The sequence below is a fragment of the Bradyrhizobium sp. LA6.8 genome (assembly GCF_040547935.1).
GTDB lineage: Bacteria > Pseudomonadota > Alphaproteobacteria > Rhizobiales > Xanthobacteraceae > Bradyrhizobium > Bradyrhizobium barranii.
Map to the genome: position 1 here is coordinate 446,591 of NZ_JBEPQQ010000006.1, position 18,485 is coordinate 465,075.

The window sequence follows — 18,485 nt, forward strand, 5'->3', positions numbered from 1 at the left end:
GGGGTGGGACTTGGAACAGGTAGCTGGTAAGAGGTGATTTACCGGGACAGACCCATACTGCCTTGCCGGGCACTTGCGGTGAATTGAACCAAATAATGATACGTATCCGGGAGTTGTTCCCATGCGCCGTGTTCTCGTTGTCGACGACCAGAAGGAGGTCCGCGCCATGGTCGCGATCGTGCTTCGGGTCAACCGCTTTGACGTCGTCGAAGCCGAGAGCGGCGCAGCGGGCCTGAAAGCCTTCAGCGAGAGCGCTTTCGATGCCGCGATCGTCGATATTTTCCTGGCCGACACCAGCGGCGTTGACGTCATGGCGGCCATTCGCGAGCGAGTTCCCGGGTTCCCGATCGTCGCGGTCTCCGGCATGACCGCGCTGGATTTCATGGGCGAGGCGCCTGGTCTGGCCGACGTGGTATGCCTGCAAAAGCCATTTCGGCCGAACGATCTCCTGCAAGCGCTCCACAAGGCCCAGGCTGCGGCGGGCGGCGAGCTCTCCGCAGCCGTGTGACCGCACGGCGAAAGAAAACGCCCCGGCGAACCGGGGCGTTGGATTGATCCGGTTAAAAGGTCAGGCATCCTGTCTCAGGTGCCGTTGCCCTTGATCTCGGCGTAGCCGCCCTTGGCGTCCCATTTGTAGACGACATAGTCGAGCTGCTTGATGTCGCCCTTGGCGTCATACTCGATCGGGCCGATCACGGTGTCCCACTTGCCGGCCTTGATCGCCGCCATGACCTTCTTGGCGTCCGTGGTGCCGGCCTTCTTTGCCGCCTGCGACCAGACCTGCATCGCCGCGTAGGTGTAGAGCGTATAGCCCTCGGGGTCGATGTTCTTGGCCTTGAACGCGTCGACGATCTTCTTCGCGGTCGGCTTGTTGCGCGGATCGGGGCCGAAGGTGAACAACGTGCCTTCGCCGGCCGGACCGGTGATGGAGGCGTACTCCTTGTCGGCGAGCGCGTCGCCGGCCATCAGGATCGTCTTGAGGCCCTGGTCACGCATCTGGCGCAGGATCAGGCCGCTCTCCTGATGATAGCCGCCGACATAGACGAGGTCGATGTTGTCGCGCTTCAGGCGCGAGACGATCGCGTTGAAGTCCTTGTCGCCCTTGTTGTAGGACTCGTACATCTTCTCGGTGATGCCGGCCTTGTTGAGCGCCTTCTTGGTCTCGTCGGCGAGACCCTTGCCGTAGGTGGTCTTGTCGTTGAGGATCGCGATGTTCTTGCCCTTGTAGTTCTTGGCGATGTACTGCGCCGCGACCAGGCCCTGCTGGTCGTCACGGCCGCAGACGCGCGCCACGTTCCAGAGTCCGCTATCGGTGAACTTCGGATTGGTCGAGGCGGGGGTAATCTGGAGCACGTTGCCGTCGGCATAGGCTTCGGAGGCGGGGATCGACGACGACGAGCAATAGTGCCCGGCCACGAACGGGATTTTTGCGCCGGCGATCTTTTCGGCGATCGAGCGCGCCTGCTTCGGGTCGCAGGCGTCGTCCTCGACGTTGAGCGCGAGCTTCTTGCCGTTGACGCCGCCGGCGGCGTTGATGTCAGCCACGGCCATCTCGGCGCCGTTCTTCATCTGGCGGCCGAAGGCGGATTCTCCGCCGGTCATCGGGCCTGCGACTGCGACGGTGACATCCTGCGCGAAAGCCGCGCTCGATAGCGCGATCGACGCGCCGAATGCCAGACCGATGAGCTTCAGTGATTTCATGAGATACCTCGCGGGTGGTCGACTGTGGAAGTTGCCGGGTACGCCCGGTCTAAACCGGCGCCATTCTTGAATGAATCTCGGGAGAAGTCACCGGCAAAATACGGGCATTGGCGGAGATATCTCGCCACATTCGGCCGCACGCGCTCCCCGTCGGCAACCTCAGCCGTGCCGGCCGCCCTCCAGGTAGGCGGCGCGAATCTCGGGGCGCTGCAACAACTCGGCGCCGGTCCCGGCCAGCGTGATCAGGCCGTTGACCATGACGTAACCGCGATGGGCGAGCTTCAGCGCATGGTTGGCGTTCTGCTCGACGATCAGGACCGTCAGGCCGTCCTGGCGGTTCAGGGTGCGGATCGCATCGAAAATCTGGCGCGCGATCAGCGGCGCCAGCCCGAGCGAGGGCTCGTCGAGCAGAAGCAGGCGGGGGCGGCTCATCAGAGCGCGGCCGATTGCCAGCATCTGCTGCTCGCCGCCGGACAGCGTTCCGCCGCGCTGGGCGTAGCGCTCCTTCAGGCGCGGGAACAGCGTGAACACGCGTTGCAGCGTGGCCTCGCGTTCGGCGTCGGTGCATCCGGTGGCATCCGCCCCCATCTGGAGGTTTTCCGCGACGCTCATGCGCGGGAAGATGCGGCGGCCTTCCGGCGATTGCGCGATGCGCAAATGGGCGATCTCATGGGTGGGAACGTCGGTGATGTCTCGGCCTTCGTACAGGATCTGGCCGGCGCGGGCGCGCGGCTTGCCGAAGATCGTCATCATCAGCGTCGACTTGCCGGCGCCGTTGGCGCCGATCAGCGCGACGATCTCGCCGGCGCTGATCTCGACATCGACGCCCTTTAGCGCCTCGATCTTGCCGTAGGCGGCGCGCAGGCCCCGGATCGAGAGGAGGGGAGTGGACGCCGACGTCACGACCCGCTCTCCATCACCGCCACGGCCTCTTCCTCGTCGGTGCCGAGATAGGCGGCGATCACCTTGGGATCGTCGCGGATCTCGCGCGGAGAGCCTTCCGCGATCTTGACGCCATGGTCCATCACCACGATGTGGTCGGAGATCTCCATCACGACCGACATATCGTGCTCGATCAGCAGGATCGAGGTGCCGAGCTCGTTGCGGATCGAGAGCAGGAGCTCGCTCAAGGCTGCGCTCTCGCGCGCGTTGAGACCCGCGGCGGGTTCGTCCAGGCACAATAGCGCGGGCTCGGTGCACATCGCGCGCGCAATCTCGAGCCGGCGCTGGTCGCCATAGGCGAAATTGCCGGCGGCATCGTCGGCGCGGTCGAGCAGATTGACCCGCTTCAGCCAGTCGGTGGCGAGGTCGATCGCGCGCTTTTCGGCGTCGCGGTAGCCGGGCGCGCCGATGAGGCCGAGAAAAGTGAAGCCGGAGGCGCGCATCAACGCGTTGTGCTGCGCCACCATCAGGTTTTCCAGCGCGGTCATGCCGGGAAACAGGCGGATGTTCTGGAAGGTGCGCGCGACCTTGGCCTGCTTGGCGATGCGGAAATCGTTCAGCCGCTCCAGCGCAATCACCTTGCCGTCGTCATGGGTGAGGCGAATGGCGCCGCCGCTCGGCTTGTAGAAGCCGGTGATGCAGTTGAACACGGTGGTCTTGCCGGCGCCGTTCGGTCCGATCAGCGCGGTGATCTTCTTCCGTTCGGCCGCAAACGACAGGTCCTGCACGGCGACGATGCCACCGAAGCGCATGGTCAGCCGATCGACGCCAAGAATCTTGTCGCTAATCTTGTCGGCGCTCATCCGTGCCCTTCCTTGACGAGGTCGGAAGAGATCGCCTGCGCCTTGGTCAGATACACGGTCGGCGCGCGATGGCCGATCAGGCCGCGCGGCCGCCAGATCATGATCAGCACCATGGCCATGCCGAACACCAGCATGCGGTAGGTCTCGAGGCTGCGGAACAGCTCGAAGCCGCCGATCATGGCGAGCGCGGCGAGCGCGACGCCGAGTTGCGAGCCCATGCCGCCGAGCACGACGATGGCGAGCACCAGCGCCGATTCCTGGAAGGTGAAGGATTCCGGACTGATGAAGCCCTGGCGCGTCGCGAAGAACGCACCGGCAAAGCCGCCGAACATGGCGCCGGTCGCGAACGCCGTGAGCTTGGTGGTCGTGGTGTTGATGCCGAGCGCGCGGCAGGCGACCTCGTCCTCGCGCAAGGCCTCCCAGGCGCGGCCGATCGGCAGGCGGCGCAGCCGGATCGTCACCCAGTTGGTGAGCAGCGCAAGCGCCAGGATCAGGTAGAACAGGAAGACGATGCGCTGGGTCGGCGAATATTCGATGCCGAGCCTGGCGGCGAGCCCGTTGTCGCTGTTGTCCAGCGGGATGCCGAAGAACGAGGGACGGGGAATGCTGGAGACGCCGTTGGGGCCGCCGGTGAGGCTCTGCCAGTTGATGATGACGAGGCGGATGATCTCGCCGAAGGCGAGCGTCACGATGGCGAGATAGTCGCCGCGCAGGCGCAGCACGGGGAAGCCGAGCAGCACGCCCCAGAACGCGGCGAGGATGCCGGCGAGCGGCAGGCAGACCCAGAACGACCAGCCGAAATTGGTCGCCAGCAGCGCGTAGGAATAGGCGCCGACCGCATAGAAGGCGACGTAGCCGAGGTCGAGCAGGCCGGCGAGCCCGACCACGACGTTCAGCCCCCAGCCGAGCATGACATAGGTGAGCACGAGGATCGCGAGGTCGAGGATATAGCGCTGATCATAGAAGATCACCGGCACAAGCACCGTGAAGATCAGAAGTGCGGGCGCCAAGTAACGGCCCAGAAACGACATGCCGCTGCGTATAGCCGGCGGCACCAGCTTGTCGGTGCCGCTGGAACCGATCCACTGTCGCAACAGCCCGAGCACGATCGAGCCGCCGAACACGGCGGCAACGAGGGAGGCGACCTCGCCGAAGCGGGTCCAATAGGTGAGCTGGCCGTCGGAACCCGCTTCGGTGCGGACGCCGACCATCAGCGAGAACAGCACCAGCGCGATCAGGGCGTTGACGAAGGCCGTCTTCAGCAGAGCGGGGATGTCCGTTGCAGGTTTGGCCGTATTGCTCGAGAGAATTGTCACGCGGCGACCGTCAGACTTTTTCGACTTCGGGACGGCCGAGCAGGCCGGTCGGCATGAAGATCAGCACGACGATCAGGATCGAGAACGCCGCGACGTCCTTGTACTCGACCGAGAAATAGGCCGACCAGAACGTCTCGATCAGGCCGATCGCGAGACCGCCCAGCATGGCGCCAGGCAGCGAGCCGATGCCGCCGAGCACCGCCGCGGTGAACGCCTTGATGCCGGCGACGAAGCCCATGAAGAAATCCACCAGGCCGTAATAGAGCAGGTACATCAGGCCCGCGACCGCGGCGAGTGCGGCGCCGATCACGAAGGTCATGGAGATGGTGCGGTCGACGTTGACGCCGAGCAGCGCCGCCATGGTCTGGTCCTGCTCGCAGGCCCGCATGTCGCGGCCGAGCCGGGTGCGCGACACCAGCCAGGTGAAGATCCCAAGCAGCACGATGGTGGTGAGAACCACCATGATCTGGATGTTGGAGAGCTGGATCACAAAACCGTCCGCGCTTTCGTGCAGCGTATAGCCGCCGGTGATGAAGGGCGGGATCGGCTTGACGCGGGCGCCCTGCGCGACCTGCGAGTAATTCGTCAGCACGAAGGACATGCCGATCGCCGACAGCATCGGGGCGAGGCGGAAGGAATGGCGCAGGGGCCGGTAGGCAATGCGCTCGATGGTCCAGCCGTAGAGCGCGGTGATCGCCATCGACACCAGCAGCACCACCAGCAGGATCACCGGGATCGCGGTCAGGCCGAGCGAGATCAGGATCAGGAAGGTGATCAGGGCGATGAAGCCGCCGATCATGAAGACATCGCCATGGGCGAAATTGATCATGCCGACGATGCCGTAGACCATCGTATAGCCGATGGCGATCAGGCCGTAGATCGAGCCCAGAACGAGACCGTTGATGAGCTGCTGGGCGAAATAATCCATGGGCTGCCGTTACCAAACCTGACGCGGCTCAAAGGGAGCTCTTCGAGAGAAAGTGTGATTGAGTTTCTTCTCGGGCCCCGGCAGCCCCTAAGCATTCTTCCCGTTTTGTAACAGGAGGGAACTGGTGGCTGCAACTGGCCATGCCTCGACACAAAGGCTTGTACAGAGGTCATTTCGCTACGGATGTCATTTCGGTTCCGCAGGTGCGAGGAACCGGGTTCCGCAAAGCAACCAAACTGAATCCCGGCCGTTGTCTCTCCTCTGAGGTCCAACTAGGGAGTTCCCCCAAATGTCGAAGCAGCAAGATCAGAATCCGGGCCAGCAGACTCAGAAACCCGGGCAGCAGCAGGGTGGCGGGCAGAAACCCGGACAGCAGCAGCAGGATCCGCAGCGCCAGGGCGAGAAGCCCGGCCAGCAACAGGGCGGCCAGCACGGTCAGGACAAGTAGTTTCGGAGCCTAGACGTGAAGAGGGCCCCGCCCGGAGGCGGGGCCTTTTTTCGTGGGCGCGCCGCCCGGCGGGCCGGTTAAGGTAAACAAAGGGTTTAAATTGCCGCCATACTCTGATGCGAGTTAGCTCCTCGGCAAAGCCTTCCCATGGAAGGCGCGCAGCGAGCGAAGCGGGAAGCGGCATGTTCAGGAATTGGCGGATCGGTTCGGTCAACGGCGCCCTGCTGGCGGCCTATTTCATCCCGGCCTGGACGCTCGTGGCCTTCAACATCATGGTGGCACCGGTGCATGGCCTCTACGAGCGGCCGAGTGTCGCGGTGGCGCTGTTCCTCAGCGATCATCTTCAGATGGCGGGGATGAGCACTGTGCGTGCCGCCTGGCTGCTGGCACTGGGCCGGCTGACGGTGGTGGCGTTCTTTGCCATCTATCTCGCGCTTCTTTGCATTCCGCGCGTCCGCAAGAATGGCGGCAGCGACGAGGCGCTCGGCATTGCGCTTGCGATCGGCAGCCTCATCTCGTTTACAAGCATGTTGATGGCCTCGAAGGTCGGCGAGATGGCCGCGCTCCGGCTGCATGCCACCGAGCTCCTGCTGCTGCTCGGCGCTGCCATCGTGGTGGTGATCGAACGGCCCGCGCCGGCGCCCAAGAACGTTCGGGAGACCGTCGAGACCGACGCGCCACTAGCTCTTGAGCAGGCCGAGCTCCTGCACAATGGCTGAGGCTTCCTTGACGGCGTGGTTCGCCGCCGGCACGCCGCAATAGATTGCCTGCTGAAGCAGGATTTCCTTGATGTCGTCGGGGGTGAAGCCGCCCTCGGCGAGCGCCGCGCGCACATGCAGGCGGAATTCGTCCCATTGCCCCAGCGCGACCATGGTGCCGATCACGAGCACGCGCCGCGTGCGCTCGTCGAAATGCGGCCGCGTCCAGATCTCGCCCCAGGCATAGCGCGTGATCATGTCCTGGAAGTCGGTGTTGAAGGCATTGCGGCCTGCGATCGACTTGTCGACCCAGGCATTGCCCAAAACCTTCCGGCGCACGTTCATGCCGGCATCGCGGCGCTTCTGGTCGTCCATGTTTTTTCTCCGGCTAGCGCTGCGTCAGGAAACCCACCACCGCGTCGGTGAACGCGTGCGGCTGCTCGACATTGGAAATGTGCGCGGCGTCGATGATGGTCATGCTGGCGCCGGGAATGTTGGAGCGGATCAATTCACCCGCCGAGATCGGCGTCGCCATGTCGTGGCGGCCGGCGATCACCAGCGTCGGGCTCTTGATCTTGGCGAGCATCTCGCGCTGATCGAGCGTCGACAGCGCCTCGCAGCAGGCGAGATAGCCCTCGACGGGGGAGGCGAGCAGCATCGACTTCATCTTCGCCGTGATCTGCGGCTCACGCTCGCGGAAATCCTGGGTCAGCCAGCCCGCGATCACGGCATCGGCCACCGCGGCGATGCCGCCCTTCTTTACTGCGTCGATGCGCTCCAGCCATTTGGTCGGCTCGGCGTAGTAGCAGGAGGTGTTGGCGAGGATGAGCTTGCCGAAGCGCTCCGGCGCATTGGCCCCTAGCCATTGCCCGACCATGCCGCCCATCGACAGGCCGCACCAATGCACCTTCTCGATGTTGAGGTCGTCGAGGATTGCCAGCACGTCGCGGCCGAAGCGCTCCATCGTATAGGGGGCAGGCGGAACGTTGGACTTGCCGTGGCCGCGGCGGTCGTAGCGGATGACGCGGAACACCTGCGTCAACGCCTTCATCTGCGGCTCCCACATCTGCAGCGTGCAGCCGAGCGAATTGGACAGCATCAGCGTCGGCCCGCCGTCGCGGCCCTCGACGGAGACGTTGATCAGGCAACCGTCGGCATCGATCATGGGCATGCTGGGCGTCTCCGTTCTGGAGCATGATCCGGAAAAGTGTGGAGCGGTTTTCCGAAAAAGATCATGCTCAAACAATTAATCGCGCTCGAGGCTGTCGAGCAGCCGGTCGATCAGGGCTTGGGAAGCCCCTTGATAGGCCATCGGCTCGAACAATGCCGCAATTTTTTCCGGCGAAAGATGCGCCGTGACCTGCGAATCGGCCGCGAGAACCTCGCGCAAATGCTTCTTTTCGGCGACCGCGCGCTTGCTCGCGGCCTCGATCAGTTGATGCGCATCGCTCTTGCCGATCTTGTCGGCCAGCGCAAACGTAACGGCTTCCGCCATGATCAGGCCGTGGGTCGCATCGAGATTGCTGCGCATGCGCGCGGTATCGACGTCGAGGCCCTCCGCGATGTCGACGATGGCGGCGAGCGCGCCCGAGGTTACCAGCATCAATTGCGGCAGCGTCGGCCATTCCGCGTGCCAGGGGCCAGCGCTGCGCTCGTGGTCCTGCACCTGGGCTGCAAAGATCGTCGCGGCGAGCTGCGGCGCCATGGTCGCGCAGCCCAGCGCGCTCGCGGCCGCGACCGGGTTGCGCTTGTGCGGCATGGTCGAGGAGCCGCCGCGGCCTTCGCCGGCAGGCTCGAACGCTTCGCCAACATCGGTCTGCATCATCAGCGAGACGTCGCGCGCGATCTTGCCGCAGCTTCCGGCGAGAATCGCAAAGCATGATGCGGCTTCCGCGATCCGGTCGCGATGGGTGTGCCAGGGCGCTTCCGGCAGGGGCAGGTTGAGTTCCTGCGCCAATCGCTCTGCAACAACGAGCCCCTTGTCGCCGAGAGCCGCGAGCGTGCCGGCCGCGCCGCCGAATTGCAGCGCAAGGCCCTCGCGGGAGAGCCGCCGCAGGCGGCAGCGGGCGCGGGCGAGGCTTGATGCGTATTCCGCGGCCTTGAGCCCGAACGGCATCGGCAGCGCGTGCTGGAGCCAGGTCCGCGCCACCATGGCGGTGTTGCGATGGCTCCGTGCCAGGGCGGCGAAGCCCCTGATGGCGCGGCTGAGATCGGCATCGAGTGCATGGACGCCGGCGCGAAGTGTGAGCATGGTCGCGGTGTCGATGACATCCTGGCTCGTCGCGCCCCAATGGACGTAGCGCGCGGCCTCCGCATCGGCCTTGCCGACATTGGCCGTGAGCGCCTTGACCAGGGGAATCGCGAGATTGCCGGATCGCGTCGCGGCCTCGCCCAGAGCGGCCATGTCAAAGCTATCGGCCTTGCACGCGGCTTCGATCGGGCCCACCGCGGATGCGGGAATCACATCCGTGGCGGCCTCGGCGCGTGCCAGGGCTGCCTCAAAATCGAGCATGTTCTGGAGGGTCGACCGGTCGTCGCAGACCGCGCGCATGGCTGGGCTCGACAGCATCGGCGCGAGCAGGGGGGAGAGGGCTGTGCTCATGTTGCGCGGGACCTAATCACCATGCCCCGGCTCTGCCAATCCCAAACCATCAGCGCAAAGCTTTTTGCAGTTGCGAATATGCATTGCACGTGGCCGGGGGCTGCCCTTTCCTTTGCGGCCTCCGTGCGTTACTTGAGCAGCGTATAGCGAAGCATCCGGGAGGTACCCCATGGCCATGACGATGAACGGCGAAGTCCAGCTTGCGGCGCCGCGCGAGGCCGTGTGGGAGAAGCTCAACAATCCCGAGGTGCTGAAGGCCTGCATCCCCGGCTGCGAGGAGCTGGAGAAGACCGACGACGGCGGCTTTCGCGCGACGGCGAAAATGAAGGTCGGGCCGGTGTCGGCGCGCTTCAAGGGCAAGGTGACACTGAGTGATCTCGACCCGCCGAACGGCTACAAGATCTCTGGCGAAGGCGAGGGTGGGGTGGCCGGCTTCGCCAAGGGCGGCGCCGTGGTCAAGCTCGCGGAGAAGGACGGCGGTACGCTGCTCTCCTACGAGGTCGAGGCGCAGATCGGCGGCAAGTTGGCGCAGCTCGGCCAGCGCCTCATCAACGGCGCCGCCAAGAAGCTGGCCGACGAATTTTTCGCGAACTTCGCCAAAGCGGTACAGGGCTAGCGGTACAGGGCTGAAGGCTATCGCCTTTCGGCATGGCGCCTTGCGTCCGGGGCGATGTTGCCCCGGGGCATAATGGCCCATATGATGGGTTGGAATAATTATAAGAACCGCTTCGACGGGACCCGTCGGGGCGCTGATAGAGAGTGCTTATGGCAAAAATCTCCCTCATCGTGAACGGCAATCCTGTCACGGCCAACGTCGATCCCCGCACGCTTCTGGTGCAGTTCCTGCGCGAGAATCTGCGCCTGACCGGCACCCATGTCGGCTGCGACACCTCGCAGTGCGGCGCCTGTGTCGTGCATCTCGACGGCAAGGCCGTGAAGTCCTGCACCACCCTGGCCGTGATGGCCGACGGCCACGAGGTCAAGACGATCGAGGGACTGGCCGCCGACGGCGCTCCGCTGCATCCGATGCAGGAGGCCTTCCGCGAGCACCATGGCCTGCAGTGCGGCTTCTGCACGCCGGGCATGATCATGACGGCGATCGACATCGTCCATCGTAAGGGTCACGAGCTCGACGATCACACCATCCGCGAGGAGCTGGAAGGCAATCTCTGCCGTTGCACCGGCTACCAGAACATCGTCGCTTCGATCTCCGCCGGCGCCAAGGCGATGGCGAAATCCGATCTCGCCTAACCGCGCGCGCATTCTGCGATCAGGACATTCAGATGTACGAATTCAAATACCATCGCCCTGGGACCGTTCGCCAGGCGGCCAACCTCCTGGTGAAGAACGAAGACGCCAAGGTGATCGCCGGCGGCCACACGCTGATTCCCGTCATGAAGCAGCGTCTCGCCAGCCCCCCGCATCTGGTCGACCTCTCCCACATCGAGGGGCTCAACACGATCGAGATGAAGGGCCGCGCGCTCGTGATCGGCGCCACCGCCAGGCATGCCGAGGTCGCAAGCTCTGCGATCGTCGGTGAGGCGATCCCGGCGCTGGCCAATCTTGCCAGCCAGATCGGCGACCCGGCCGTACGCCACAAGGGCACGATCGGCGGCTCGCTCGCCAACAACGATCCGACCGCGGACTATCCGGCCGCGGTGCTCGCGCTCGGCGCCACCATCGTCACCAACAAGCGCCGCCTCAAGGCGGAAGAGTATTTCCAGGGCCTGTTCACGACGGCGCTCGAAGCCGACGAGATCATCACCAAGGTGATGTTCCCGCTGCCGAAGAAGGCGGCCTACATCAAGTTCCGCAACCAGGCTTCTCGCTATGCGCTGGTCGGCGTGTTCGTGGCGCGGCGTCCTTCGGACGTGCGCGTCGCCGTCACCGGCGCCGGCTCCGAAGGCGTGTTCCGCGTCACCGCGTTCGAGGAAGCCCTGAAGAAGCGCTTCGCCGCGAAGGCGCTCGACGGCATCGAGGTGCCGGCGGAAGGCCTCAACAGCGACATCCACGGCAGCGCCGAATACCGTGCGCATCTCATCGGGGTGCTGACGCGGCGTGCCCTCGATGCCGCCAACGCCAAGGAGTGAGTGAACCTCACGCCTCGGCCCAAACTTGTCCCCGGTGAGGGCGTAGCGAGACTGGCATTTTCATGACTCTCACGGCCCTGCCGGCATCGGTCGATGCGATGCTCGAACTTTTGACTTCGCGCGGTTATCTCGCGGAGCGATCGCTGGCGACGGTGACCTATCTGTCGCTGCGCATGGGCCGGCCGCTGTTCCTCGAGGGCGAAGCCGGCGTCGGCAAGACCGAGATCGCAAAGGTGCTGTCGGCGGCGCTGGGGCGGAAGCTGATCCGCCTGCAGTGCTACGAGGGCCTCGACGTCTCCTCTGCCGTCTACGAGTGGAACAGCGCCGCACAGATGATCGCGATCCGGATGGCGGAAGCCGCCGGCGACACCGACCGCGATCAGCTCTCGTCCGACATCTTCGCCGACCGCTACATGATCAAGCGGCCGTTGCTTCAGGCGCTGGAGCCCGACGTCGCCGGGCCGCCGGTGCTGCTGATCGACGAGCTCGACCGCGCCGACGAGGCGTTCGAGGCATACCTGCTCGAAATCCTCAGCGACTTCCAGGTGACCATTCCCGAATTCGGCACCGTGAAGGCGCCGCATCCGCCGATCGTCATCATCACCTCCAACCGCACCCGCGAGATCCATGACGCGCTGAAGCGGCGCTGTCTCTATCACTGGGTCGACTATCCCGAAGCCGAGCGCGAGCTCGCGATCGTCAAGACGCGTGTACCCGGAATCTCCGCCAAGCTGTCGCAGCAGGTCGTGCGTTTCGTCCAGGCGCTGCGCAACCAGGATTTCTACAAGTCGCCTGGCGTCGCCGAGACCATCGACTGGGCCACAGCGCTGTCGGAGCTCGATGCCCGGTCGCTGACCCCGCAAGTGGTCGGCGACACGCTGGGGGCGCTGCTCAAGTACCAGGACGATATCACCCGGATGCAGGGCGATACCTTGCAAAAGGTGCTGAAGGAAGCGACGAGCGAGAATTGATCTCGCGTCAAATTGCGCTCGTCATTCCGGGGCGCGCGTAGCGCGAACCCGGAATCCATCGGGCCGCACGTACTGCGGATAAATGGATTCCGGGCTCGCGCCCAAGCGGGCGCGCCCCGGAATGACGAGAGGATGGATACGAGACCATGGCCATCAACCACCTTGCGCCCGACCAGACCGAGCAGTTCGCCGACAACATCGTCGGCTTTGCCCGCGCGTTGCGTGCAGCCAGCATGCCGGTCGGGCCGGGCGCCGTCATCGATGCCATGAGCGCGCTCCAGGTGATCGACATCGGCAACCGCGCCGACGTCTTCACCACGCTGGAGGCGATCTTCGTCAAGCGCCACGAGCATGCGCTGATCTTCAGGCAGGCCTTCAACTTGTTCTTCCGCGCCTCGGAAGAGTGGAAGCACATGCTGGATTCGGTGCCGTTGCCGGAGCAGGCCAAGAAGAAGCCGCAGGCCGGCTCCCGCCGCGTGCAGGAGGCGATGTCGCAGCCGCGGATGACGGAGACGCCGCAGCACCAGGAGCAGGATTTGCGCCTGTCGGTCTCCGACAAGGAGATCCTTCAGAAGAAGGATTTTGCGCAGATGAGCGCGGCTGAGATCACCGAAGCGCTCCGCGCCGTCGAGCGGATGCGGCTGCCGCAGGCCGAGCTTCTGACGCGCCGGCACCGGCCCGATCCCCGCGGGCTTCGTCTCGATTTGCGCCGCACGCTGCGCGCGTCCTTGCGCACCGGCGGCGACATCATCGACATCCATCGCCTCGGGCGCATCGAAAAGCCGGCGCCGATCGTCGCGTTGCTCGATATCTCGGGCTCGATGAGCGAGTACACCCGCCTGTTCCTGCATTTCCTGCACGCCATCGGGGATGCGCGAAAGCGCGTCTCGGTGTTCCTGTTCGGCACGCGGCTGACCAACGTCACCCGGGCGCTGCGCCAGCGCGACCCCGATGAGGCGCTGGCGAGCTGCTCGGCCTCGGTCGAGGACTGGGCCGGCGGCACCCGGATTTCGGCCTCGCTGCACAACTTCAACAAATTGTGGGCGCGGCGCGTGCTGAGCCAGGGCGCCATCGTGCTGCTGATCTCCGACGGGCTGGAGCGGGAGGCCGATTCCAGGCTCGCGTTCGAGATGGACCGGCTGCACCGGTCCTGCCGCCGGCTGATCTGGCTCAACCCGCTTCTGCGGTTCGGCGGCTTCGAGGCCAAGGCGCAGGGCATCAAAATGATGCTGCCGCACGTTGACGAATTCCGCCCGGTACATAATTTGAGTTCGATCCAGGAGCTGATCACGACGCTCTCCCGGCCGCTGCCGCCGCATCACCGCAGCCTGATCCGTTCCGCAGCTTGAGAGGTTAAGCCATGCTCGATCGCGACGAGGATATTCTGAAGGCGGCAGAGGATTGGCAGAAGGCCGGCCGGGGCGTCGCGCTGGCCACCGTTGTCGAGACCTGGGGCTCGGCGCCGCGCCCGGCGGGCTCGAGCCTCGTCATCAACGATGAGGGCACGTTTCTGGGGTCGGTCTCCGGCGGCTGCGTCGAGGGCGCCGTGGTCACCGAGGCCATGGACGTGATCCAGAGCGGTAAGCCCAGGATGCTGGAGTTCGGCGTTGCCGATGAGACGGCCTGGAATGTCGGGCTGTCCTGCGGCGGCACCATTCGCGTCTTCGTCGAGAAGGTCGGTTAGCCGTGAAGCTCGCAATCCTGCACGAACTCAATGCCGAGCGCGCCGCGCGCCGGCCGGCGATTTTGGTGACCGACACCGAGAGCGGCGAGCAGCGTCTGGTGAAATCCGCGGATTTCGCCAAGGACCCGTTGCGTGCCGAACTGGACAAGCAGCTTCGCATGGGTAAGAGCGCCAGTGTCGAGGCCGGCGGCAAAAAGCTGTTCCTCAACGTCTATGCGCCGACCGCAAAGCTCGTCATCGTCGGCGCGGTCCATATCAGCCAGGCCCTGGCGCCGCTGGCGCGCTCGCTCGGCTACGACGTCACCGTGGTCGATCCCCGCACGGCGTTTGCGAGCGCGGAGCGCTTCCCTGACATTCCCCTGGTCGCCGAATGGCCCGACACGGCGCTGCCGCCGCTCAATGTCGATGCCTACACGGCTTTCGTCGCGGTGACGCACGATCCGAAGATCGACGATCCCGCGCTGCTGCACGCCTTCGAGCGCAACTGCTTCTATATCGGCGCGCTCGGCTCGCGAAAGACGCATGCCAAGCGCGGCGACCGGCTGCGCGCGCAGGGCGCCAAGGACAGCGACATCGCGCGCATCCACGCGCCGATTGGGCTGGCGATCGGCGCTGTCTCGCCGTCCGAGATCGCGGTGTCGATCATGGCCGAGATCACGGCGGTGCTGCGCCTGCCTCCAAAAGAAAAAGAAGAAGCGGCATGAAATTCGGACCGGCGAGCCCCAAGGATGCGATCGGCGGGGTGACCGTCCACACCCTGCGCCAGGGTCCGCTGGTGCTCAAGAAAGGCACGACGATCGGCCCGGCCGAGGTCGAGGCGCTGGAGCGCGCCGGCATCAAGGACGTCGTGGTGGTGCGCATGGAGGAGGGCGACGTCTCCGAGGATGTCGCCGCCGCCAGCATCGCGTTGGCCGTCGGCGGCGAGGGCATTCATGTCGAGCGCGCCTTCACCGGCCGCGCCAATCTGTTTGCCGCGCGCCCGGGCGTGCTGGTGATCGACCGCGCCGCGGTCGACCGCATCAACAATATCGACGAGGCCATTACCTTCGCGACGCTCACCGCCTACAAGCCGGTGGTCGAGGGCGAGATGGTCGGCACCGTCAAGATCATCCCGTTCGGCGTCGAAGGCAATTTGCGCGATGCCGCGGTGAAGGCGGCGGGCAGGGACGTGCTGAAGATCGCGCCCTACGTCGTCAAGCGCGTCGGCGTGGTCTCGACGCTGCTGCCGGGCCTCTCGTCGAAGGTGATCGACAAGACGCTGCGCGTTACCGCCGAGCGGCTCGCGCCGGCCGGCGCCAGCATCATTGCCGAGCGGCGCGTCCAACATGAGGAACGTGCGCTGTCCGCGGCGATCAAGGAATTGCTCGGCCTCGGCGCCGAGCTCGTGATCGTGTTCGGCGCATCCGCGATCGCCGATCGCCGCGACGTGATCCCGGCGGCCGTCACCGGGATCGGCGGTGAGATCGAACATTTCGGCATGCCGGTCGATCCCGGCAATTTGCTGTTGATCGCGCGGGCCGGCGGGGTGCCGGTGCTGGGCGCGCCGGGCTGCGCACGCTCGCCGGTCGAGAATGGTTTCGACTGGGTGCTGATGCGGCTGCTCGCCGGCATCAAGGTGACGCGTTCCGAGCTGATGGGTATGGGCGTCGGCGGCCTCCTGATGGAGATCGTCACGCGGCCGCAGCCGCGCGCAGAACCCGCGATCGAGGGCAACAGCCAGGTCGCGGCCATCGTGCTCGCGGCGGGCCGTTCGACCCGCATGGGCGGACCGAACAAGCTGCTCGCCGAGCTCGACGGCAAGAAGCTGGTGCGGATCGCGACCGAGCAGGCGCTGGCCTCCAAGGCCTCCGAGGTGATCGTCGTCACCGGCCATCAGACCGAGCTGGTCGAGCAGGCGCTGCAAGGCTTGAAGGTGAAGTTCGTCCGCAACCCGGATTTCGCCGGCGGCATCGCGAGCTCGGTCAAGGCGGGCATCGCGGCCGTGCCCGAGGCTTGCGACGGCGCCGTGGTCTGTTTGGGCGACATGCCACTGATCGATGCCGGCCTGATCGACCGTCTCATCGACGGCTTTGCGCCGGACCGCGGCAATCTCATCGTCGTGCCCGTCAGTGACGGGCGCCGCGGCAATCCCGTGCTGTGGTCGCGCCGCTTCTTCAAGGAATTGATGACGCTCGACGGCGACGTCGGCGCGCGCCATCTGATCGCCAAGCACACCGAGGCGGTGGCCGAAGTCCCCGTGGATGGCGAGAGCGCCTTCCTCGACATCGACACGCCGCAGGCGCTGGAAGCGGCACGGCGGGGATAGTGCCATAGGGTGGGCAAAGCGACTTGTCCGCCGTAGCTCGTAGAGCGAAGGCGGAAGCGTGCCCACCAATTTTGAATGATGGTGTGGATGGATGGTGGACACGGCGCTTTGCGCCTTTGCCCACCCTACGGCACTCTCATTCGTTCGATTTCACCCCTCGTTCACCATCTGGAAACGTCCACCGCCTAGAGTCCTCTCCACCTGCCTTGGGGGGAGGGGTTTTTCCATGGCTTCGAATGTCGTCGCGCGCCGTTGCGCGATGTTTTTCTTTGCGCTGTCGGTTTGTGTCGCCGGCGCTCGCTACATCACGGATGCGCATGCCGCCGGTGCGTTTGCGGTCGGCAAGTGCGGGGCCTATGGCCAGGCTTTTGATTACGGCGCCGAGCGCGAGGCCCGTGCAGCGGCACAGAAGCAGTGCAAGGGCGACTGCACGACGGTGACCATGAAGCGCGCCTGCGCCGCGATGTCGGTCGATATGTCTAACCCTTGCGGCGCCTATGGCTATGCCGTCAAGCCGAAGATCTCCGCCTCGCTCAATGCCGCAACGCGCGAGTGCTACAAATACGGCGGCAAGGAATGCGTGATCCGCGCCTGGGCCTGCGACGCCAAGGGGTAATCCTCCTGCTGTCATTGGCGATGCAACGGGAGCCGCGCGATGCGCGGACCGGAGCATTGCGTCAGGAATGACATTCGGGACAGTCCGGCCATGACGATACCGAGACTTCGACACTCCAAATACCGCCGCCTCACCCCGGCGGCATGCCTGCGAACTTCGGCAGGTCTGGATCGAGACGATCCCAATCGTACCCGCGCGCCGCGTAGGTCACCACCTGCGGCTTGTAGCGGGCGGGCTCGTCGAGGCTTGCGGCGCGGATGGTGAAGATGTCGGGCATTGCGGCGAAGGTCATGTAGACCGGCAAGCCGCACTGCGTGCAGAAACCGCGCGTCTTCACGTTGCCGCTGTCGCCGACCATGTCCCAATGCTTCGCCTCGCCAGTTAGCGTGACACCTTCGCGCGCGAAGGTCATGTACGAGCCGTGACCGCCGCCGCTTTCCCGCTGGCAATCCCGGCACTGGCAGTGATTGCTGAACAGCGGCTCACCGAGAATCGAATAGCGGATCGCGCCGCAGGCGCAGCCGCCGGTAAAAGGCCTGGTCATCGAAATATCTCCCACTCACTTCTCGCCACTGATCTCGTCGAGCTGGCGCACGACCTTCTTCCAGCCGCCGCTCATGACCGTGTAGGCGGACTCGTTCCTCGGCATGACGAAGCCCGCATGCACCAGGCGGATCCGCGTGCCGGCTTCGACCGGGGTGAGGGACCACGTCACGACCGTATCGAGCGGCGCGCCGTAGCCGGTGTTGCGTTCGTCGCCGCCCTTCCAGGCATAGACGAGGCGCCGGTTCGGTACGACTTCGAGAACGCGGCAATGGATAACGCCGTCCCAGTTGCCGCCCGGCGTTGTCTGGAAGGTGAAGGCCTTGCCTTCGACGGCTTCGAAGCCGGTCGGCTGCATCAGCCAGCGCGCGATCAACTGGGCGCTGGTCAGCGTCTTCCAGATCGTCTCGGGCGCGTGAGGGAAGACCTCCTCCAAAACGATGTCTTGGACGATGTCTTTTGTCTCGGCTTTGAACTCGGCTGCACTCACGGATCGATCTCCTTCAAGAGGTCACGCAGATTCTGGAAGCGCTCGCGCCAGAACACGCCGTAATGGTCCATCCAGGTGACCAGCGGCTCGAGTCCTTGCGGCGCGGCGCGGTAATAGACGTTGCGGCCCTCGGCGCGCTCGGCGACGAGGCCGGCCTGCTTCAGCGACTTCAAATGCTGCGAGATCGCGCCCTGCGTCACGCCGCTGCCGCGGGTGAGCTCGGCCACGCTGATCTCCTTGCTCTCGAACACGCGCTCGAACACGGCACGGCGGGTCGGATCGGCGAGGGCACGCATCACGGTGGTGACGGGATTTGGGGCAGCTTCGATCATGGATATTCGATTAGCA

The 18,485-nt window shown here is 65.1% G+C and carries 23 protein-coding genes; 12 read left to right on the forward strand and 11 right to left on the reverse strand.

Going from position 1 to position 18,485, the window contains the following annotated elements; genetic code table 11:
- Positions 1 to 121: 121 nt before the first annotated feature.
- A complete protein-coding gene (locus tag ABIA90_RS28570) occupies positions 122 to 508 on the forward strand; it encodes a response regulator (protein WP_354120579.1) in 387 nt (128 codons plus the stop codon).
- 74 nt (positions 509 to 582) lie between these two features.
- On the opposite strand, the gene ABIA90_RS28575 is transcribed toward ABIA90_RS28570, so the two are convergent.
- The 5 genes from ABIA90_RS28575 to ABIA90_RS28595 all read right to left on the reverse strand — a co-directional run bounded on the left by ABIA90_RS28575 (position 583) and on the right by ABIA90_RS28595 (position 5,690).
- Positions 583 to 1,701, reverse strand: a complete 1,119-nt coding sequence (locus ABIA90_RS28575; RefSeq protein WP_028147453.1) for a branched-chain amino acid ABC transporter substrate-binding protein — start codon at positions 1,699 to 1,701, stop codon at positions 583 to 585.
- A gap of 159 nt (positions 1,702 to 1,860) precedes the next feature.
- Positions 1,861 to 2,604, reverse strand: coding sequence for an ABC transporter ATP-binding protein (locus ABIA90_RS28580; RefSeq protein ID WP_247309389.1), 744 nt, complete (start codon positions 2,602 to 2,604; stop codon positions 1,861 to 1,863).
- Positions 2,601 to 3,446 (reverse strand): ABC transporter ATP-binding protein, encoded by an 846-nt coding sequence (locus ABIA90_RS28585; RefSeq protein ID WP_208072043.1) that lies wholly within the window; start codon positions 3,444 to 3,446, stop codon positions 2,601 to 2,603. Before ABIA90_RS28585 ends, ABIA90_RS28580 begins: the two co-directional genes overlap by 4 nt.
- Positions 3,443 to 4,762, reverse strand: coding sequence for a high-affinity branched-chain amino acid ABC transporter permease LivM (gene livM, locus ABIA90_RS28590; protein WP_166091443.1), 1,320 nt, complete (start codon positions 4,760 to 4,762; stop codon positions 3,443 to 3,445). The genes ABIA90_RS28585 and livM overlap by 4 nt, the downstream gene beginning before the upstream one ends.
- Positions 4,763 to 4,772: 10 nt before the next feature.
- Positions 4,773 to 5,690 (reverse strand): ABC transporter permease subunit, encoded by a 918-nt coding sequence (locus ABIA90_RS28595; RefSeq protein WP_028147449.1) that lies wholly within the window; start codon positions 5,688 to 5,690, stop codon positions 4,773 to 4,775.
- A 289-nt stretch (positions 5,691 to 5,979) separates the two neighbouring features.
- Here ABIA90_RS28595 and ABIA90_RS28600 point away from each other — a divergent pair, with 289 nt between their 5' ends.
- Together ABIA90_RS28600 and ABIA90_RS28605 are read left to right on the forward strand one after the other, a co-directional pair.
- Positions 5,980 to 6,138: a hypothetical protein gene (locus ABIA90_RS28600; protein WP_166091448.1), complete on the forward strand. Its 159-nt coding sequence runs from the start codon at positions 5,980 to 5,982 to the stop codon at positions 6,136 to 6,138.
- Positions 6,139 to 6,320: 182 nt separating this feature from the next.
- Positions 6,321 to 6,857: a hypothetical protein gene (locus ABIA90_RS28605; RefSeq protein ID WP_354120578.1), complete on the forward strand. Its 537-nt coding sequence runs from the start codon at positions 6,321 to 6,323 to the stop codon at positions 6,855 to 6,857.
- On the opposite strand, the gene ABIA90_RS28610 is transcribed toward ABIA90_RS28605, so the two are convergent.
- The 3 genes from ABIA90_RS28610 to ABIA90_RS28620 form a co-directional block, all read right to left on the reverse strand.
- Positions 6,819 to 7,211 (reverse strand): carboxymuconolactone decarboxylase family protein, encoded by a 393-nt coding sequence (locus ABIA90_RS28610; RefSeq protein WP_039152041.1) that lies wholly within the window; start codon positions 7,209 to 7,211, stop codon positions 6,819 to 6,821. The genes ABIA90_RS28605 and ABIA90_RS28610 overlap by 39 nt on opposite strands.
- Positions 7,212 to 7,224: 13 nt before the next feature.
- Positions 7,225 to 8,007, reverse strand: a complete 783-nt coding sequence (gene pcaD / locus ABIA90_RS28615) for a 3-oxoadipate enol-lactonase (protein WP_166091455.1) — start codon at positions 8,005 to 8,007, stop codon at positions 7,225 to 7,227.
- Between the two features lie 75 nt (positions 8,008 to 8,082).
- On the reverse strand, positions 8,083 to 9,438 hold the full coding sequence (locus tag ABIA90_RS28620) for a 3-carboxy-cis,cis-muconate cycloisomerase (protein ID WP_354120577.1): 1,356 nt from the start codon (positions 9,436 to 9,438) through the stop codon (positions 8,083 to 8,085).
- A 169-nt stretch (positions 9,439 to 9,607) separates the two neighbouring features.
- On the opposite strand from ABIA90_RS28620, the gene ABIA90_RS28625 reads away from it, so the two are divergent.
- The 9 genes from ABIA90_RS28625 to ABIA90_RS28665 all read left to right on the forward strand — a co-directional run bounded on the left by ABIA90_RS28625 (position 9,608) and on the right by ABIA90_RS28665 (position 17,104).
- Positions 9,608 to 10,054: an SRPBCC family protein gene (locus ABIA90_RS28625; RefSeq protein WP_063982407.1), complete on the forward strand. Its 447-nt coding sequence runs from the start codon at positions 9,608 to 9,610 to the stop codon at positions 10,052 to 10,054.
- A 149-nt stretch (positions 10,055 to 10,203) separates the two neighbouring features.
- Complete coding sequence (locus ABIA90_RS28630) at positions 10,204 to 10,689, forward strand: (2Fe-2S)-binding protein (RefSeq protein ID WP_014494194.1); 486 nt, start codon at positions 10,204 to 10,206, stop codon at positions 10,687 to 10,689.
- 32 nt (positions 10,690 to 10,721) lie between these two features.
- Complete coding sequence (locus ABIA90_RS28635) at positions 10,722 to 11,528, forward strand: FAD binding domain-containing protein (RefSeq protein ID WP_014494195.1); 807 nt, start codon at positions 10,722 to 10,724, stop codon at positions 11,526 to 11,528.
- Positions 11,529 to 11,590: 62 nt separating this feature from the next.
- Positions 11,591 to 12,499: an AAA family ATPase gene (locus ABIA90_RS28640; RefSeq protein WP_014494196.1), complete on the forward strand. Its 909-nt coding sequence runs from the start codon at positions 11,591 to 11,593 to the stop codon at positions 12,497 to 12,499.
- Between the two features lie 146 nt (positions 12,500 to 12,645).
- Entirely contained in the window at positions 12,646 to 13,848 is a 1,203-nt protein-coding gene (locus tag ABIA90_RS28645) for a vWA domain-containing protein (RefSeq protein ID WP_071912469.1), read from the forward strand.
- Positions 13,849 to 13,859: 11 nt separating this feature from the next.
- Positions 13,860 to 14,183 (forward strand): XdhC family protein, encoded by a 324-nt coding sequence (locus tag ABIA90_RS28650; protein WP_007602422.1) that lies wholly within the window; start codon positions 13,860 to 13,862, stop codon positions 14,181 to 14,183.
- 2 nt (positions 14,184 to 14,185) lie between these two features.
- Complete coding sequence (locus tag ABIA90_RS28655; RefSeq protein WP_354076312.1) at positions 14,186 to 14,887, forward strand: XdhC family protein; 702 nt, start codon at positions 14,186 to 14,188, stop codon at positions 14,885 to 14,887.
- Entirely contained in the window at positions 14,884 to 16,488 is a 1,605-nt protein-coding gene (locus ABIA90_RS28660) for an NTP transferase domain-containing protein (protein WP_354120576.1), read from the forward strand. The genes ABIA90_RS28655 and ABIA90_RS28660 overlap by 4 nt, the downstream gene beginning before the upstream one ends.
- A gap of 226 nt (positions 16,489 to 16,714) precedes the next feature.
- A complete protein-coding gene (locus ABIA90_RS28665; protein WP_071912475.1) occupies positions 16,715 to 17,104 on the forward strand; it encodes a DUF4189 domain-containing protein in 390 nt (129 codons plus the stop codon).
- 130 nt (positions 17,105 to 17,234) lie between these two features.
- On the opposite strand, the gene ABIA90_RS28670 is transcribed toward ABIA90_RS28665, so the two are convergent.
- From ABIA90_RS28670 to ABIA90_RS28680, 3 genes are read right to left on the reverse strand one after another with little or no spacing between them, the layout of a single operon-like run.
- Positions 17,235 to 17,648: a GFA family protein gene (locus ABIA90_RS28670; protein WP_354120575.1), complete on the reverse strand. Its 414-nt coding sequence runs from the start codon at positions 17,646 to 17,648 to the stop codon at positions 17,235 to 17,237.
- 15 nt (positions 17,649 to 17,663) lie between these two features.
- Complete coding sequence (locus tag ABIA90_RS28675; RefSeq protein WP_354120574.1) at positions 17,664 to 18,137, reverse strand: SRPBCC family protein; 474 nt, start codon at positions 18,135 to 18,137, stop codon at positions 17,664 to 17,666.
- On the reverse strand, positions 18,134 to 18,469 hold the full coding sequence (locus tag ABIA90_RS28680; protein WP_011088398.1) for an ArsR/SmtB family transcription factor: 336 nt from the start codon (positions 18,467 to 18,469) through the stop codon (positions 18,134 to 18,136). Before ABIA90_RS28680 ends, ABIA90_RS28675 begins: the two co-directional genes overlap by 4 nt.
- Positions 18,470 to 18,485: the final 16 nt, after the last annotated feature.

What these genes read in the sequence shown, in the direction of transcription:
- ABIA90_RS28570 (WP_354120579.1), top strand. Translation starts at nt 122, where the DNA reads ATGCGCCGTGTTCTCGTTGTCGACGACCAGAAGGAGGTCCGCGCCATG.
- ABIA90_RS28575 (WP_028147453.1), bottom strand. Translation starts at nt 1,701, where the DNA reads ATGAAATCACTGAAGCTCATCGGTCTGGCATTCGGCGCGTCGATCGCG.
- ABIA90_RS28585 (WP_208072043.1), bottom strand. Translation starts at nt 3,446, where the DNA reads ATGAGCGCCGACAAGATTAGCGACAAGATTCTTGGCGTCGATCGGCTG.
- ABIA90_RS28595 (WP_028147449.1), bottom strand. Translation starts at nt 5,690, where the DNA reads ATGGATTATTTCGCCCAGCAGCTCATCAACGGTCTCGTTCTGGGCTCG.
- ABIA90_RS28600 (WP_166091448.1), top strand. Translation starts at nt 5,980, where the DNA reads ATGTCGAAGCAGCAAGATCAGAATCCGGGCCAGCAGACTCAGAAACCC.
- ABIA90_RS28605 (WP_354120578.1), top strand. Translation starts at nt 6,321, where the DNA reads ATGTTCAGGAATTGGCGGATCGGTTCGGTCAACGGCGCCCTGCTGGCG.
- ABIA90_RS28610 (WP_039152041.1), bottom strand. Translation starts at nt 7,211, where the DNA reads ATGGACGACCAGAAGCGCCGCGATGCCGGCATGAACGTGCGCCGGAAG.
- pcaD (WP_166091455.1), bottom strand. Translation starts at nt 8,007, where the DNA reads ATGCCCATGATCGATGCCGACGGTTGCCTGATCAACGTCTCCGTCGAG.
- ABIA90_RS28620 (WP_354120577.1), bottom strand. Translation starts at nt 9,438, where the DNA reads ATGAGCACAGCCCTCTCCCCCCTGCTCGCGCCGATGCTGTCGAGCCCA.
- ABIA90_RS28625 (WP_063982407.1), top strand. Translation starts at nt 9,608, where the DNA reads ATGGCCATGACGATGAACGGCGAAGTCCAGCTTGCGGCGCCGCGCGAG.
- ABIA90_RS28630 (WP_014494194.1), top strand. Translation starts at nt 10,204, where the DNA reads ATGGCAAAAATCTCCCTCATCGTGAACGGCAATCCTGTCACGGCCAAC.
- ABIA90_RS28635 (WP_014494195.1), top strand. Translation starts at nt 10,722, where the DNA reads ATGTACGAATTCAAATACCATCGCCCTGGGACCGTTCGCCAGGCGGCC.
- ABIA90_RS28640 (WP_014494196.1), top strand. Translation starts at nt 11,591, where the DNA reads ATGACTCTCACGGCCCTGCCGGCATCGGTCGATGCGATGCTCGAACTT.
- ABIA90_RS28645 (WP_071912469.1), top strand. Translation starts at nt 12,646, where the DNA reads ATGGCCATCAACCACCTTGCGCCCGACCAGACCGAGCAGTTCGCCGAC.
- ABIA90_RS28650 (WP_007602422.1), top strand. Translation starts at nt 13,860, where the DNA reads ATGCTCGATCGCGACGAGGATATTCTGAAGGCGGCAGAGGATTGGCAG.
- ABIA90_RS28660 (WP_354120576.1), top strand. Translation starts at nt 14,884, where the DNA reads ATGAAATTCGGACCGGCGAGCCCCAAGGATGCGATCGGCGGGGTGACC.
- ABIA90_RS28665 (WP_071912475.1), top strand. Translation starts at nt 16,715, where the DNA reads ATGGCTTCGAATGTCGTCGCGCGCCGTTGCGCGATGTTTTTCTTTGCG.
- ABIA90_RS28670 (WP_354120575.1), bottom strand. Translation starts at nt 17,648, where the DNA reads ATGACCAGGCCTTTTACCGGCGGCTGCGCCTGCGGCGCGATCCGCTAT.
- ABIA90_RS28680 (WP_011088398.1), bottom strand. Translation starts at nt 18,469, where the DNA reads ATGATCGAAGCTGCCCCAAATCCCGTCACCACCGTGATGCGTGCCCTC.